We start from the raw sequence: 15,164 nt of genomic DNA on the forward strand, positions 1-15,164 counted from the left end.
CGTCTGCTTCCATCCCGATCCTCCGTCTCGCCAATCGGAGGATGCTGCCACATGCAGCTCATGAACCGCACGAGGGGACCGGCGTGGCGCTTACGCTGCAACCCCTTCGTCGGTTGATAGCGCTGGCCGAGCGGCAATGGCAGCGGTCAATCGGCGTGGCGCCGCCTACTGCCTGTTAACGGTGCGACGACTACGCTGTCGCGCGCTGTCCGGATGCCGCCCATGTCCCACCGCTTCCCGCTTTGCCGCGTTCTCGCCCTCGCCTGCACGCTTGCGGGGTGCAGCAGCGGGGTGGTGTCACATTCCAGTGCGAGTCAAGGCACGTCTGCACAACTCGACCAGTCGAATCTCACCCTGGCTCCGCTGCAGTTCGTCAGCTTCTGCATGAGAAACGGATCGGAATGCGCACCACGCGGCCCGTCCGACGCTCTTTTGCCCTGGACACCGGAACTTTCCGCGACGCTCGTCGCTGTGAACCTGAGCGTCAACGCGAGGATCGCGCCCTCTCGCGAGGAGAATCTCTGGCGGATCAATCCTACGAGCGGCAACTGCAATGACTACGTCGTGTCCAAGCGTCACGAGCTTCTGGCCCGCGGACTGCCTTCGAGCGCGCTGCTCATCAGTGTCGTTCGTACCCGGCCAGGGGAGGGGCATCTCGTGCTTGTGGTCAGAACAGACCGAGGCGAGATGGTCCTCGATAATCTGACCTCGCAAATCCGGGATGCCGCCGAGACCTCGTATTCCTGGATCAAGCGCCAGACGACGCGCGACCCGAAGCTCTGGGAAAAGGCTTGAGTCCTCCCCAGCGATCATCAGCCTTCTCCCGAATATATTCAGGCAAAAGAAACCTCGTCCTTGCACCTCGCTGAAAGGGAGGATCGCTTAACTGGAGCCAGAAGGAGATTGGCGATGCCCCAGATCTGGCTGACCTATGACGAGATGTCCGAAGCTTTCGATATTCCGCGCCATGTGGTTCGCGACACCTGCGCGGAGCTTGGGCTCGCGCGCATGAGAAGCTCCGACGGGACCACGCGTGCACGTCTGTCACCCGGATTGATGCATCAATACCTCAGCACCATCCTTGCTCAGCATGCCGGAGAGCCGACAGGGGCGCGCCATGAGCAGATCGCTTTGGAGATGATCCTCAAAGGGCAGGAGCCGCAGCGGAAGGCCGACCTCGCCTTGGCCGCGTAGACCAGCGCTGCGGGCGTCAGTCTTAACAACAGCTGACGCAAGGAGGGGGCGAGATCAGCGAAGGAATCCGCCAGACGGCTTGAGCCCGCCGATGAGCCGTCGCCCGTGGGTTCGGCCCCCTTCGAAATGCCGCGTTCAGCGCGATGCCGTCTCTCAACAAGCTGAAGAAGCTCCGCAGGATCATCTTTGACCTTCGGCGGCTCTATCAGATGTGCGTCTGGGGGATGGAGTCCACCCGACGCGGAATTTTCCCTGAGCGTTCGCTTCGACAAGACCTTTCCGGCAGGGGCCATGCCGGAGCCGAGACGTATATCGCGTTCGGTGTCGCCATTCTCGCCACCACACCGCTCGGCGGGCGTCCGAGCAGAACCGCATCGGACAACGCTGCTTCATCGGCGCCCGAAGCAGTATCTTGCCGAGCATCGAGATCGGCGATGGGTCCACCGTGGCAGCAGGCAGCGTCGTGGCCGGGAACGTGCCGCCGCGCAGCATTGTGGCAGGCCATCCGGCAGTCATCATCCTCAGCGATATCGAAATCGAGGCTTACGGCCGCCTTGTCCGGCGCTGACGTTCGACCGGATGTCCGTGCCGCCTGCGGGATAGCCGCCCTCATCGCCTGACTGTGACGTTCCGGTTCGTCGAGAGCCGCGTTCCGCGTGCCTCGTATCTGCGCGAGCTCTTCCTTCGTCGCCAGGGACCGGCGACCGGAGCTCCCCGAACTTGACAATGTTCCTGCTTTGTGCTAGGAACAAATTCCTCATAGCGGTTGCTGGATTCCCAACGGGCGGCGGTCGCGCCGCCCGCCGGCTCGCCGCATCCGGAAAGGACGATCATGCCTGCGCAGGACCTCTATTCCAGCCACTCCGCCTCGGCCACCGGGCCAGCCCGGCGGCTCCGCAGCGTGACCCCCAGCGATACGGACGAACTCGAATTCGTCTGCAGTGGGGTCGTCTGCGGCGCTGGCGGTTTTCTCTCCATCGTAGCGGTCGACGACAGTCTTCCGGTGACGCTGCCCGTTGTCGCGGGCCAGATCTATCCGGTTCGCGCCAAGGCGGTGCGGGCGACCGGCACCACCGCCACCGACATCGTCGCTTTGATTTCGTGAGGTGCTATGAACACGCCATGGAAACAGACCGCCGCCAGATCCTCTTGGGGGCCGGGTCGATGATCGGGCTCAGCCTCTCGATTGCCGAGGCCGCGACCCGCGGCCCCGGCTCGATCACCCTGTCCACCGCGTCCGTGGATGAGGATGCGGCGCCGGGCACCATCGTCGGCCGGCTCGACGTCATCGGGGCCGGGCCCGGGCCCTGGAATTTCAGCCTCGCGGACGATGCCGGAGGCCGCTTCGGCCTTGCCGGCGCGGATCTGCTGGTTGGAGCGACGCCGCTCGACAACGGCATGGCTCCGCGCCCCGTCATCCTTGCCCAGGCGACGGACGGCCAGAGGACGCTTGCCACACCCCTCGCGGTCGGCGTGCGGCCGCGACGTCGGCCGGTCGCTCAGGCGGGAGACCTGGTTTTCTCGGCGCAGGCCAACATGGCCTATCCGGTTCGCGCTGCCGCCAGCCAGTTCGTTGTCGCCCCGGGTCGCGAGCACTGCCTGTGCGAGACTTATCTTCCGGCGCAGCCCGCAGGGGCGCGCGTCGTCTACGCCGACAGCTGGGGCCGAGGCGACGGGACCTTCCCCGTGGAATACGGCCTCGCGAATGGCGAGACCATCGCCTGGTGCAGCCTGATGAACGGCGTCAACGGGACCACGCGGCGGGCGGACATCACCTTCACTGAGTTCGGCGCGGCAATTCCGGCCGGGGGCTTCACCCTGTCCGATCCGTTTCCGATCGCGGTCGCCGATGGCAACGCCTTGCGCACGGTCATTTCCGCGCCTCTCGGCGGCCAGCGCATGGCCAATAACGGCTACAACATCATCGGCGAACAGCAGCGTGCGAGCGCGACATTGTCGACCTTCAACACCGCGCGGACCAGCCAGGCCGCATCCGCGGTGGGGGGCGGCATCTTCAATGCCGAGGCCTTCACGGCGACGGGGATCGTGGCGCCGCGACCGGCCGGCTACCGGTCGTTCCTGCTGATCGGCACGTCGATCATGCGGGGGCAGGATACGACCTATCGCTTCATCCAGAGTCCTTCGCGCAACGCCTATGGCTATCTGCCGTTCGGCCTCGACAGCGCCGAGAACGGCCGCATGGGCTGGTGGCAGGCGGCCATTCATGGCCAGAATATCGCCAAGCAGAACGAAGATGCGGAGGGCAAGCTCGCCAAGCGCTTCGCGATCCTGACGGCGATCGCGGAGAAGAATGCCGGGCGCTGGCCGTTCACCGACATCATTCTCGACCTGCGCAACGACTGGGTCGGCGCCACCGGAAACGATCCTCAGAGCGTCTTCCGGTTCATGGCGAGCCAGACGAAGGAACTCGTCGCCAGCGTGAAGGCGCTGTTCCGCGACGTTCCGGTGCATCTGGTCGATTGCCCGCCGATCCAATCCATCGGCAGCGGCTTCCAGGCGTCGCGCTTCGGCACGGAGCCCGCGCTGCAGGTCCCGGCCAGCGGCAACCACAAGGCCGCAGCGGTCAGATTGCTGAACAACTGGATCGCGACGACCTATGCGGAACTCGGCGTCGCCAGTGTCATCAAGGCTGGCTCCGCCTGTTGCGCGCCGGATGACGGCTCAGGCTTCGCTCGCTGGCGCCAGACGCCGTTCACCGCTGCCGGAGGCGGGTCGATCGCTGCGGCGGATTATCCGAGCGGACTTGCCGCGGGCGTCAATCTCGCGACGACCGGCCTCGTCGTGGCGGCCGCCGCGGCTCCGGAGATTGGAGCCCATCTTGCGCTGTTCGATCCCGATATGGCCAACCCCGAAGCGATCGTGGGCAACGCGAACGGCTTCAGCGGCGGCTATATCGTATCGGCAACGGCGGCCGGAGCCGGGCGCTGGCTCGTGAAGACGGCGACAGGCAGCACGTCACGAGCGCGCCCGGCTGGCTCCGTCGCCCGTACCACGGCCACGCAGGACGGCACCCATCCGTCCCATTGGTTGCATATGGGGCCCATGGCCGAGGCCGTGATTGCCTGGAAGCAGATCATCTGAAGACCATGCTGCCGCTGCGGATCACCAAGGGCGGCACCGTAGGGACGTCTCATGCTGCAGTTGCGAAGCCGCTGCAGCATGTCTTACGTCGGCGGATAACCAGGTCCATTCTGCATCGGACCCTGAGTCACTTGTAATGATTGCATGATTTAAGTGCATGTTTGCCGACCAAATAGGCAATATCCGAGTCTTCAGCGTCCATCCGCGTGGTGTCGGACTGTTGCAGTTGTAGCACTCTTGTTAACCGATGTTTCAGAAATGAGGCGGCGCCCGTTTCGCGCTGCGTCATGATCTACTAAGCTGAGAATCGGGCTTGGATCGCCATGAATAGCGGCTGGGGTGAGGTTTCAGTGATCGAGCGCCACGGGGGCATCAGGCGGCGTGTGTTTTTGTGCGGCGCACTGGGCGCTGTGCTGAGCGCCTGTTCGGCCTTCCCGACGCAAGGCCCGAATTCGATGACGGTAACCCAGGATCAGCCTGCCACCGAGGCCGGCACCGGTTATCTGCTCATCGATCTCAACCCGACGAACATCACTGTTCTTGAGCGGCTCGGACCCAAATCCCAGGGCGACAGTTTCGCGAGCCTGAGCAACCGCCAGCCGACGCTGCTGTTCGGTGTCGGTGACCTCGTCAACGTGACGATTTTCGAGGCGGCGGCCGGTGGCCTCTTCATTCCGGCCGAAGCGGGCTCGCGCGCCGGCAATTTCGTGACGCTTCCGGTCCAGGAAGTCGATCGCAACGGCATGATCCAGGTGCCGTTCGCCGGAGCCGTGAAAGCTCAAGGCCAGACCCCGGGCCAGGTCAAGGAGGTGATCGAGGCCAGGTTGCGCAATCGCGCGATCGAGCCGCAGGCCGTGGTCACCCTGCAGGAATCGCGTTCCACACTGGTGACGGTGACAGGCGACGCGACCGCGCCCTCGCGCTTCCCGCTGTCGCGTTCGAGCGATCGCATCCTGGATGTGATTTCGCGGGCGGGCGGGTCGAAATGGCCGCCCTACGAGACCTATGTGACCCTGCAACGCGGCAATCTCACCCGGATGATCTATTTCAATCGCCTGGTGAACGAGCCGCGCAACAACATCTATGTCCAGCCCGGCGATGTGCTCAGTATCTCCCGCCTGACGCGATCCTTCATGGCGCTGGGTGCCTCGGGGCAGAACGGCTTCATCAATTTCGAAGCCGAGACCCTGACCCTGACGCAAGGTGTCGGCCGCGCCGGCGGTATCCTCGATTCCCGCGGCGATCCGGCGCAGACCTTCCTGTACCGCATGGAAAATCGGCGGACGCTCCAGCTCATGGGGTATGACACCAGCGGTTATCCGCGCGAGCAGGTGCCGGTCATCTATCGGGTCAATCTACGCGATCCGCAGGGCTACTTCCTCGCGACGAAGTTCCCGATGAGCGACAAGGATATTCTGTTCGTCTCGAATGCCCAGACCGTCGAGCTGACCAAGTTCCTGCAGTTGCTGCAGCTTACGGGCAATACGGTCAGCGATGCGGATGCCGCTCGCATCATTCTGAAGGGGTACAGCCGCTGATCGCTGCGGCCTTCGGGCGGGCGCAGATCAACGCCGGAGACCGGATTCCCGGTGCCAGCTCGGCCAGATGCGCCGTGGGCGGCCCTGCGAAGGCCTCCCGCGGCACTGGCTCGGCCGGTTGCCGAGCAGGCTGGCTGCTCATATCCGCCATGGCTTCGGCCTGCATCAATGTGTTCGCTGGCAGCCGATCGGCTAGGCGATAAACGAAGACCCGGAAGCGGGCAGGGCGCCGCTGGCCGCGCCGAGGGAGGATATCGCGGTGGAAACCGCTCATCGCTGTTCGCGGGGGCTCGCGCTCGCTGTGTTCGCGCTGGCGCCGCTGCCGTTCGGCTCGCTGGATGCGGTCTGGGTCGCGCTATGGACGGTCCTTCTGGCGCTCAGTCTGGTGACGGCCGACTACTCCGGGATCCGGAGGGGGCATCTCCTTCCGATCGGAATCGGACTGGCGACCTTTGCCGTCTATGCGAGCGTCGCGTGCCTGCAGTGGACCGTCTGGGACGGCCCATTTGCCGCGCCGATCTGGAGCGAGGCGGCCAGGCTTCTGCAGACGAAGCCGCATCCACGCATCTCGACGATCGCGACCTCGCCCTTGCTGACGTTGGCGCCGGCCGCCCTGTTTGTGGTGGCGACCCTCAGGGCGTTCGTGATGGCAACCGAAGAGGGGGGTGATCGACAGATCGCCCGCATCATCGGGCGGGCTGCGGTTGCATACGCTCTCTACAGCGCTGCGTCCCTGGTCCTGGCGCCCCATGCCCTGCTCTGGCGGGACAAGGAGGCCTATCTCGGCAACCTCACCGGAACGTTCATCAACAGGAACACGGCCGCGACCTATTTCGGCAGCGCGGCGATCATCTGGTTGCTCGCTTTGATCCGCGAACTGCGTATTCGCAGCAGCCGCAGGATGGATGCGGTGCAGAATCTCCGGTCGCTGATGCGCCAGCCGCCGCGAGCGGTGGTGATGGCGCTGGGCGGATTCCTGACCTGCTACAGCGCCGTCGCGGCAACCGGTTCGCGCGCCGGATTTCTGCTCACGACGGTGCTCGTGCTGCTGGCGGCTTCGCTGTCGGTCGATTGGTGGTCGCTGGCCAAGCGCGTGGGTTTATGGCGTGCTGCCGCGGCGGTCGGAGCCCTGCTCGTGCTCATCGAGATCTGGGGCGGCGGTGTTGCCGCGCGGATCGATCAGCGCGGCCTCGCCGACCAGGGACGACTCCAGGTTTATTCGCGCGTCGCCGATATTGTGGCCGACTATCCTGTCTTCGGCATCGGATTGGGAGCCTTCGAGGCCTTCTTCCCGTCGCGACGTCCTGCGGAACTCGGATCGGCCGGAATCTGGGTCCGGGCGCATTCGACGCCACTCGAAATGGCCGCGGAGATGGGGCTGCCGGCCGCAGGGCTTGTCTTCGCGGTCTTCGCGGGAGCGCTGGTCGCATTGGGGCGCTCGAGCCTGACGGGTCGGCGCAGCAGCGTGATCGCGGCCTTCTGTGTCGGCCTGCTCGGCCTGCTTCATTCCTCTATCGACTTTTCCCTGCAGATTCCCGGATATGCCGTGACATTCGCTGCCTTGATGGCCGCCGGCCTCGCCAGACTTGACCGCCCGTCGCGAGCCGAGGGGCATAGGGATGATCGGCGCACCGAGCGTGAGCCGCGGACAGCTCTCAGCGGTTCGGAACGACCTGCGAATTCGGGCTCGCCGGCGGGATAGGCCGCGACCGCTGCGACTCGATCGGCGCTGTCTGCGGATGGTCGCGCCGCTGCTGGTAGCGATCGAGATCGCGCTTCCTGTGCAAGCGGATCGCCTCCCGGTCCTTGGCCGACAATGGAGCCGTCGCTTGCGCTCCAGATAACGCGGGAAGGCCAGCGAGAGCAGCGCTGGCTGCCAAGATCATCAGGCGCTTCACGTCCCGGCCTCCAGTTCGATATCCAAGGAGGTGGTTCTGCGGACAGTCAAGTCAAGGGCGCGAGGCTGCCGTGCCGCTAACCAACTGTTTCCGCTGTTGCCACGTCGAACCCAAAGCGGCCTCCGAGCAATTCCGAAGCTTGTGTTAATGCGTTTCCCTCCGCGATTGCGTGATTGCCGCGAATCTGTACGGAAATCGGACGGTCCTGCTCGGTTTCACCCCTGCGCACAGCCAACAAGGCTAACAATGAGTCAACGATTTCAGGGTATTTTGAAATAGTATTCGTCGGTTAATCGGCAGTGAAAATGGCCGATAAACTCAGGTATTATTCCTGAATTCGATTGAAATTCGCCAGATATAGCTTCGTTCCCGGTCCAGGAGCGAGGCATGAAACAAGCCGCCCGTCAGTTGTTCATCGTGGGAGCTCTGGCTCTGGCTTCGACTGCGGCTCACGCCTATCCGCACGCGGGAACCGTGCCGCAGCCACGCCAGCTTCCCTCCGCGACGGCCCTGGCGGATACGGAGCCGACCTTGGCTCCGCTCGCCTTTCTGCAGTTCTGCAAGGCTTATGAAGGCCAGTGCAAAGGCGGCGCGGCCTCCGGGGGCTCGATATCCCTGGATGCGCGCACATGGGGCGATCTGCAGCAGGTCAACGATCGGATCAATGCGGCGATCGCGCCCGATCTCGCCAAGGGCGGTTTCGACTGGTCGCTCGACACCCGTTTCGGCAATTGCAACGACTATGCCGTCCAGAAGCGCGATGCCCTGATCAAGATGGGCTACCCGATGGGCGCATTGTCACTCGCCGTCGTGCGGACGTCGTTCGGCGAAGGGCATCTGGTGCTGACCGTACGGACGGATCGCGGTGATTTCGTCCTCGACAACCGGCGTCCGGCGATCGTGCCCTGGAATCGTACCGGCTACGCCTGGCTGAAACGGCAGTCGGTGAACGATCCGCAGTATTGGGTCGCAGTATCGACGCGACCCGCGCGCCTGACGCGCCCTGCCATCCGCCCCCCGTCGGTCGAGGGCGGCCCAATAGCGAAGCCTGCCGACAGCATGCCCTTGCCCGCAGAGAATACCGTGATCGCCACCGCGCGGCAGGACATGTTTGCGGCTGCGCCTGCCCCGCTCACTGGCAAGCTGACGTTCCCGCTCGATGTCGCCAGTTGGGAATACTTCTCGCCTGCCGAGCCGGCGGCGACCGGCTCGGGCGCCTTCCGCCCGCAGATGGCGCAATCCGGCTTTGCCAGCTCGGCCGTGGCTCTCGCCTTCAGCAGCGTTGGCGAATTCCCGGATCTGCCGCGCGTCGAGTAGCATCCTCGCCCTTTGTCGAGCCGAGGGCTCGCACACGCTTCCATGACGATTCCCCCTTGCGGCGCGGCCCTCGGAAGTCGCGTTTCGCAAGGGAACTTCCTCGACATCTCGTCGGCTTGCTGCATCGCACCATCCATGCTTTAGAAAATGCGATCTGCTGGCGACGGAGGCGGTTTTGGACCTGAACAAGTTCTTGCGGGTGCGAAATATCGTCGTTGCGGTGAAAAGGACCATGCTGACGAAATTCTGGGGAATGGACATCCATCCCTCGGTACAGTTCTCGCTGAGCACCAGGTTCGACAAGACCTATCCGAAGGGCGTGCACGTCGCCGAGAACACATACATCGCTTTCGACGTCGCCATTCTCGCTCATGATCGGACACGGGGCATGTATCGCCACACGCGGATCGGCAAGAACTGCTTCATCGGTGCCCGCAGCCTGATCATGCCGGGCGTCACGATCGGCGACGAGTGCATTGTCGGTGCGGGCTCCGTCGTGGTCAAGGATGTCCCGTTCCGCACGATCGTGGCGGGCAACCCGGCCGTTCCGATCAAGACGGGCGTGCCTCTCGTCGCCTACGGCGCCTACGAAACCGCGGATGCCGCGCGTAGCGACTTCTGGGCGAAGGAGAATGCCGGCCTGAACGGCGCCGATGGGCGGTCGTCCTGAATGAGCGAGAGCCCGACATCCAAGCCGACCATCCTGTTCGCGCAGGTGAACAGTTTCTCCTACACCAACGACGCCTTGCTGCGTGAACTCGGCCCGCACCTCCCCAATCACGCGATCGAGGCGATCAGGGTTTATCCGATCATCAGGAAAAACCTGTTTTTACTTGGGCTTTGCTATCTCGGTGTTGTTTTTGCGTACGGTTTCCGTGCAGCCTTTGACAGAAAGACGCTGACGGAAAAAATCATCAAGACTCCGATTTTCTTCGGACTTGCCAGTTATATTGTTCGCAACAAAGCAAGAAATACCCCTAATTTGGTCGCGATACTCCAGACCCAGGGTCTATTCAACGCCAAGGTCGATGGCGTGCCGTTGGTGATCTATACCGACAACACAATCCTGAACAGGATGAACCGTGCCATCGATCCGGAGCACGGCAATGTGCCGATTCTGAAGCAGGAAAGAAAACTCTACAAATCCGCAGACAAGATCCTAGTTTGCGCCGAACATGTCGTGACGTCGTTGCGGAATGACTACGGAATCGATTCCCGCTCGATCGAGAACGTCAGGATCGGAGCCAATAGTCCGGCACCTGCTTCCTGCGCCGCTGATCGATACCGCTCAGGTAACATCCTGTTTGTGGGGATCGACTGGGAAAGGAAAGGCGGGCCCGCGCTTCTGTCGGCCTTCAAACGGCTGCGCGAACAACGGCCCGATGCGCGCCTGATCATCGCCGGATGCAATCCGGACATTGCTAACGTGCAGGGTGTCATCGCTCTTGGCAGGATCGCGCCAACGCAAATTGCGGCGTTGCTCGGCGAGGCTGCCATTTTCTGTCTGCCAAGTCGGGTCGAGCCTTTTGGGATCGCCGTCATCGAAGCCGCGCGTGCAGGCCTACCCACCGTCGGCACGGCTGTCGGCGGTATGATCGACTCCATCGTCGACGAAAAAACCGGAATTCTCGTGCCGGTCGATGATGTCGATGCATTGGAAGCTGCACTCGGGCGGCTCCTAGCCGATCCGGACCTATGTGAGAAGATGGGAACGGCTGCGCGCGAATGGGCGAAGGAGTTCGAGTGGGCCTCGGTCGCGCTGCGGATATCTCGGGCGCTGACCATGCGGTCCCGGCATCAAGGCGATAGAGCTTAGACTTGCACCGGTCTGGCGGGGCGCGTTCTGCCTCGTGACAGCGTTGTCCGGCAGACCAGTCTCCATCAGCTTCGCGACCTTGCCGATTGCAACGCCTGCGCCAAGATGGCGCGCATCGATTTGGGGCGCATGTCGAGATCGTAGGGAAGTCCGCGCGAGGGGAGCTTGTCCGGGCGCGGGAAGAAGCTCGTCACCCAGAAATACCTGTCCGACAGACCCCAGGTCAGCAGCGTCTTGATCGCGGGCTCGTCCAGCGTGACGTCGAGGAAACGTCTTAGATGGTCCGAGACTGCGGCGTCGCGCTGCTCGGGATCGGCGGGCAGCCGGGTGTCATCGACATCGAGTTCCGTGATCGAAATCGGCAGCCCGAAGCCGGCGAGTTCCTTCAGATAGTTGCGCCAGCTCGGTTCGACGAAGTTGTTGCCGACCTTCAGATGCGCCTGGATGCCGATGCCCTCGACCGGGGCGCCGCCCTTCTTCAGGCTTTCGATCAACCTAAGCAGGGCGGTGCGCCGCGCGAGGACATCCGGCCAGTGATATTCGATGCCGAAATCGTTGTAGAACAGCTTCGCCTTGTCGTCGGCCGCCTTCGCGGCATGGAAGCATTCGGCGATATGGCCCGGCCCGCCCGTTCGCAACAGCACCGAGTCGCGCAGGCCGTCGGGCCGGCCGCTGCGCGGATCGATCGCCTCGTTGACGACGTCCCATTCCAGGATGCGGCCGCGGTAATGCGCCATGACCGCCTGGAGATAGTCGAGCGCTGGCTTGAAGCTGCGGGAGGCCTCCATCTCGGCAGCCGCCCATTTGGGCACGCCGTTGTACCAGACGGCGGTGTGCCCCCGCATGGCCATCCGCCCCTCGGACGCGAAGGCCGCGATCCTGTCGGCGGGCTGGAAGTCCAGATTTCCCTTGCTGGACTGAACGAAGCGCCACTTCATCTCGTTCTCGGGGACGATGATGGCGCATTCCCGCTCGATGATGGGCTTCAGCGCCGGATCGTCGAGATGCCTGGCATTCACCATCGAGCCGAAGCGGATGCCCTTGCGCGCGGCGATCTGGGCCAGACTGTCGCCCTGCGCCAAAGCGGCCGTGCTCGAGCCCGCCATCGCCAGCAGGGCGGCGCAGGTCTCGCGCCGGGTCAGCATGGCTGTGGACCGGCGCTGCAGCGGACGCTGGTCGAGAGGCGGCATTTGCTGTCTCCCGCCCGCCACGTTCAGGCGGCGTTTGCGGCGCCGGCCTTCGCGGGCTCCAGGATGCCGCGGCCGATATCCGCGTAGACGAAGCCCTTCTCGCGCACCTGCTCCGGCCGGTAGATGTTCCGCAGGTCCACCAGGACCGGCTCGGCCATCAGCGACTTGACGCGGCCGAGGTCCAGCGCACGGAAGATGTTCCACTCGGTCACGATGACCGCGGCATCCGCGCCGCTGACGCACTCATACGCGTCTGAACAATAGGTCACGCCGGCCGGCAGCACGGATTTGGCCTGCTCCATGCCCTCCGGGTCGAAGGCGCGGATGCTCGCTCCCGCATCGGTGAGCGCCGTGACGACGGAGATCGACGGCGCATCGCGCATGTCGTCTGTATCGGGCTTGAAGGTCAGGCCCAGCACGGCGATCGTCTTGCCGCGAACCGACCCGCCGCAGGCGGCCACGACCTTGCGGCCCATCGCCCGCTTGCGCTGGTCGTTCACCGCCGCGACGGTCTCGACGATGCGCGAGGGCGTGCCGTAATCCTGCGCCGTCTTGATCAGCGCCAGCGTGTCCTTCGGGAAGCAGGAGCCGCCATAGCCCGGCCCCGCATGCAGGAACTTGCCGCCGATGCGATTGTCCAGCCCCATGCCGCGCGCCACGTCCTGGACATTCGCCCCGACCTGCTCGCAGAGATCGGCGATCTCGTTGATGAAGGTGATCTTGGTCGCCAGGAAGGCGTTGGCCGCATATTTCGTCAGCTCGGCCGTGCGCCGGCTGGTGTTCAGGATCGGCGCGCTGTTGAGGTAGAGCGGCCTGTAGATATCCGCCATCACCTGCTGGGCACGTGGATCCTCGGTTCCGATGACGATGCGGTCCGGCCGCTTGAAATCGGCGATGGCTGCGCCTTCGCGCAGAAATTCCGGGTTCGAGACCACGGCGAAGGACAGGTCCGGCCTGATCTCGCGCACGATCCGCTCGACCTCGTCACCGGTCCCCACGGGGACCGTCGATTTGGTCACGATCACGGTGTACCCGCTCAGCGCCTGGCCGATCTCCCGGGCTGCCGCGTAGACATAGGACAGGTCCGCGAAACCGTCGCCGCGGCGGGACGGCGTGCCGACCGCGATGAACACGGCATCGGCACCGGCGACGGCGCCGGAGAGTTCGGTCGTGAAGGAAAGCCGGTTCGCCGCGACATTGTTGCGGACGATTTCGGCAAGCCCGGGCTCGAAGATCGGGATTTCGCCGCGCTTCAGCGCCGCGATCTTGCCCTCATGCTTGTCGACGCAGACGACGTCATGCCCAAAATCGGCGAAGCAGGCACCCGAAACGAGGCCGACATAGCCCGACCCAACCATCACGATCTTCATCGCGGTCTTCTTCCCGTTCTCTGGCGCGCCAATGTTGCAGGTGCGAAGTGTAGCGTGGAACCTGGCCGAGTGCGAGAAAAAGTGGTGTCGCGCGCCAGCTCCGCCTTCCGCCGTGCCAAGGAGCGTGGCCCCGCAGTGCTCGTCAGGCGCGGCTGTAGACGTCCTCGATCCGCACGATGTCGTCTTCCCCCGTGTAGGAGCCGACCTGAACCTCGATCAGCTCGAGCGGAATCTTGCCCGGATTGGCGAGGCGGTGTGTGCACCCGATCGGCAGATAGATCGACTCGTTCTCGTGGATATGGGAGACGGTTCCATCCAGCGTCACTTCGGCCGTACCCGAGACGACGACCCAGTGTTCGGCGCGGTGAAAGTGCTTCTGCAGGCTGAGCATGCCGCCCGGCTTGACGGTGATGCGCTTCACTTGGAAGCGCGGGCCGAGATCGATGCGCTGGTACCAGCCCCAGGGACGGTACATGCGCAGATGCTCCGTCGCCTCGCGCCGCCCCTCTTTCTTCAACCGCTCGACCAGGCCCTTGACCTCGCCGGCGCGGGCCTTGGTGGTCACGAGCACGGCATCGCGCGTCGCCACGACGACCGCATCCGTGAGGCCGATCACGGCGGTCAGGACCTCGTCGCTGCGGATCAGCGAACCCTGGGTCGCGATCGCCACGACCGGCCCGTCCAGGACGTTTCCGGCTTCGTCCTGAGGGCGGATCGCCTGGAGCGAGTCCCAGCTGCCGACGTCCGACCAGTCGAAGCTCGCGCGGAGCACGCCGGCGTGCCGCGTCTTCTCCATCACGGCATAGTCGATGGAGACCTTCCTGGTCTGGGCGAAGGCTTCGGCGTCGAGCCGCAGGAAATCCAGGTCCGGTATTGCGCCGGCCAGCGCACTGGCCGCCCCCGCGAGGACCTCCGGTGCCAGGGCTTCCAGCTCCGAGAGCATGCGGTCCGCGGCAAAGACGAAGTTTCCGCTGTTCCAGAGGAAACCCTGCTCGACATAGCCGCGGGCGGTCTGCGCATCGGGCTTCTCGACGAAGCGCGCGACCTTGCTCGCTCCCTCGACGCCCATCGCATCGCCCGGCTCGATATAGCCGTAGCCGGTCGCCGGTTCGGTGGGGACGATGCCGAAGGTCATGATGGGGCCGTCCATCGCCAGATCGGCGGCGCGCCGGCAGTCGCGGCGGAAGGCTTCGCCATCATTGATGACGTGATCGGCCGCCAGCGCAAGGCACAGCGCCTTTTCGTCCCGGCGGGAAATCAGCAACGCGCCGACCGCGATGGCCGCGGCGGAATCACGACGTTCCGGCTCCAGCACGATGTCTCCGGTCACGCCCATATCGCGCATCTGCTCCGCCACCAGGAAACGGAAATCGTTGCTCGTGACGACGACGGGGCGGTCGAAGCCTTCGCCTGTCACCCGTGACAGCGTCGCCTGAAAGGTCGAGCGACCGTCGTCGAGCAGGGAGATGAACTGCTTCGGCATCGAGTCGCGCGACAGGGGCCACAGCCGGGTCCCGGCACCGCCGGCCATGATCAATGGTGTGATGAGGCGGGAAGGCATCGGTCTCGGCGCTCCGGATCGCCCTATGCCGGGCGGAATGGGGCATAACGTCTCCGGTCCATTACCCTGCCTTGGTCGGCAGCGCGAGAGGCGAACGGCATCAAGGTTTCCGGGCCGGGGAGCCGCCCGCCATTGTCACTTTCGGGCGGCCCGGAAAGTATGAGATCATCACCGGGCT

The 15,164-nt window shown here is 64.4% G+C and carries 12 protein-coding genes and 1 pseudogene; 10 read left to right on the top strand and 3 right to left on the bottom strand.

Annotated features, from left to right (window positions below):
- The first annotated feature begins 222 nt into the window (after positions 1 to 222).
- From BW981_RS18265 to BW981_RS18310, 10 genes and pseudogenes are all read left to right on the top strand, one after another.
- The gene (locus tag BW981_RS18265; RefSeq protein ID WP_076441838.1) at positions 223 to 795 is read left to right on the top strand and encodes a transglutaminase-like cysteine peptidase; all 573 of its coding nucleotides are present in this window, start codon (positions 223 to 225) and stop codon (positions 793 to 795) included.
- A gap of 114 nt (positions 796 to 909) precedes the next feature.
- Positions 910 to 1,194, top strand: coding sequence for a hypothetical protein (locus BW981_RS18270; RefSeq protein WP_076441840.1), 285 nt, complete (start codon positions 910 to 912; stop codon positions 1,192 to 1,194).
- Between the two features lie 209 nt (positions 1,195 to 1,403).
- A pseudogene (locus BW981_RS18275) lies at positions 1,404 to 1,762 on the top strand (DapH/DapD/GlmU-related protein).
- Between the two features lie 264 nt (positions 1,763 to 2,026).
- The gene (locus tag BW981_RS18280) at positions 2,027 to 2,299 is read left to right on the top strand and encodes a spike base protein, RCAP_Rcc01079 family (RefSeq protein WP_139333838.1); all 273 of its coding nucleotides are present in this window, start codon (positions 2,027 to 2,029) and stop codon (positions 2,297 to 2,299) included.
- Between the two features lie 17 nt (positions 2,300 to 2,316).
- Entirely contained in the window at positions 2,317 to 4,296 is a 1,980-nt protein-coding gene (locus BW981_RS18285; RefSeq protein ID WP_076441844.1) for a hypothetical protein, read from the top strand.
- Between the two features lie 323 nt (positions 4,297 to 4,619).
- A complete protein-coding gene (locus BW981_RS18290) occupies positions 4,620 to 5,834 on the top strand; it encodes a polysaccharide biosynthesis/export family protein (RefSeq protein WP_083712472.1) in 1,215 nt (404 codons plus the stop codon).
- 301 nt (positions 5,835 to 6,135) lie between these two features.
- Entirely contained in the window at positions 6,136 to 7,536 is a 1,401-nt protein-coding gene (locus BW981_RS18295) for an O-antigen ligase family protein (protein WP_139333839.1), read from the top strand.
- A 583-nt stretch (positions 7,537 to 8,119) separates the two neighbouring features.
- Complete coding sequence (locus BW981_RS18300) at positions 8,120 to 9,049, top strand: transglutaminase-like cysteine peptidase (protein WP_083712473.1); 930 nt, start codon at positions 8,120 to 8,122, stop codon at positions 9,047 to 9,049.
- A 232-nt stretch (positions 9,050 to 9,281) separates the two neighbouring features.
- A complete protein-coding gene (locus tag BW981_RS18305) occupies positions 9,282 to 9,719 on the top strand; it encodes an acyltransferase (protein WP_083712476.1) in 438 nt (145 codons plus the stop codon).
- Positions 9,720 to 10,865, top strand: coding sequence for a glycosyltransferase family 4 protein (locus BW981_RS18310; protein ID WP_076441852.1), 1,146 nt, complete (start codon positions 9,720 to 9,722; stop codon positions 10,863 to 10,865). It begins immediately after the preceding gene.
- 65 nt (positions 10,866 to 10,930) lie between these two features.
- Here BW981_RS18310 and BW981_RS18315 read toward each other — a convergent pair whose 3' ends face one another.
- The 3 genes from BW981_RS18315 to BW981_RS18325 all read right to left on the bottom strand — a co-directional run bounded on the left by BW981_RS18315 (position 10,931) and on the right by BW981_RS18325 (position 14,986).
- Positions 10,931 to 12,055: an endo-1,4-beta-xylanase gene (locus BW981_RS18315; protein WP_083712474.1), complete on the bottom strand. Its 1,125-nt coding sequence runs from the start codon at positions 12,053 to 12,055 to the stop codon at positions 10,931 to 10,933.
- A gap of 23 nt (positions 12,056 to 12,078) precedes the next feature.
- Positions 12,079 to 13,425, bottom strand: a complete 1,347-nt coding sequence (locus tag BW981_RS18320; protein WP_076441854.1) for a UDP-glucose dehydrogenase family protein — start codon at positions 13,423 to 13,425, stop codon at positions 12,079 to 12,081.
- 142 nt (positions 13,426 to 13,567) lie between these two features.
- Positions 13,568 to 14,986 (bottom strand): mannose-1-phosphate guanylyltransferase/mannose-6-phosphate isomerase, encoded by a 1,419-nt coding sequence (locus BW981_RS18325; RefSeq protein WP_076441856.1) that lies wholly within the window; start codon positions 14,984 to 14,986, stop codon positions 13,568 to 13,570.
- Between the last annotated feature and the right edge of the window lie 178 nt (positions 14,987 to 15,164).

The organism is Allobosea sp. TND4EK4 (genome assembly GCF_900156025.1).
Lineage (GTDB): Bacteria > Pseudomonadota > Alphaproteobacteria > Rhizobiales > Beijerinckiaceae > Allobosea.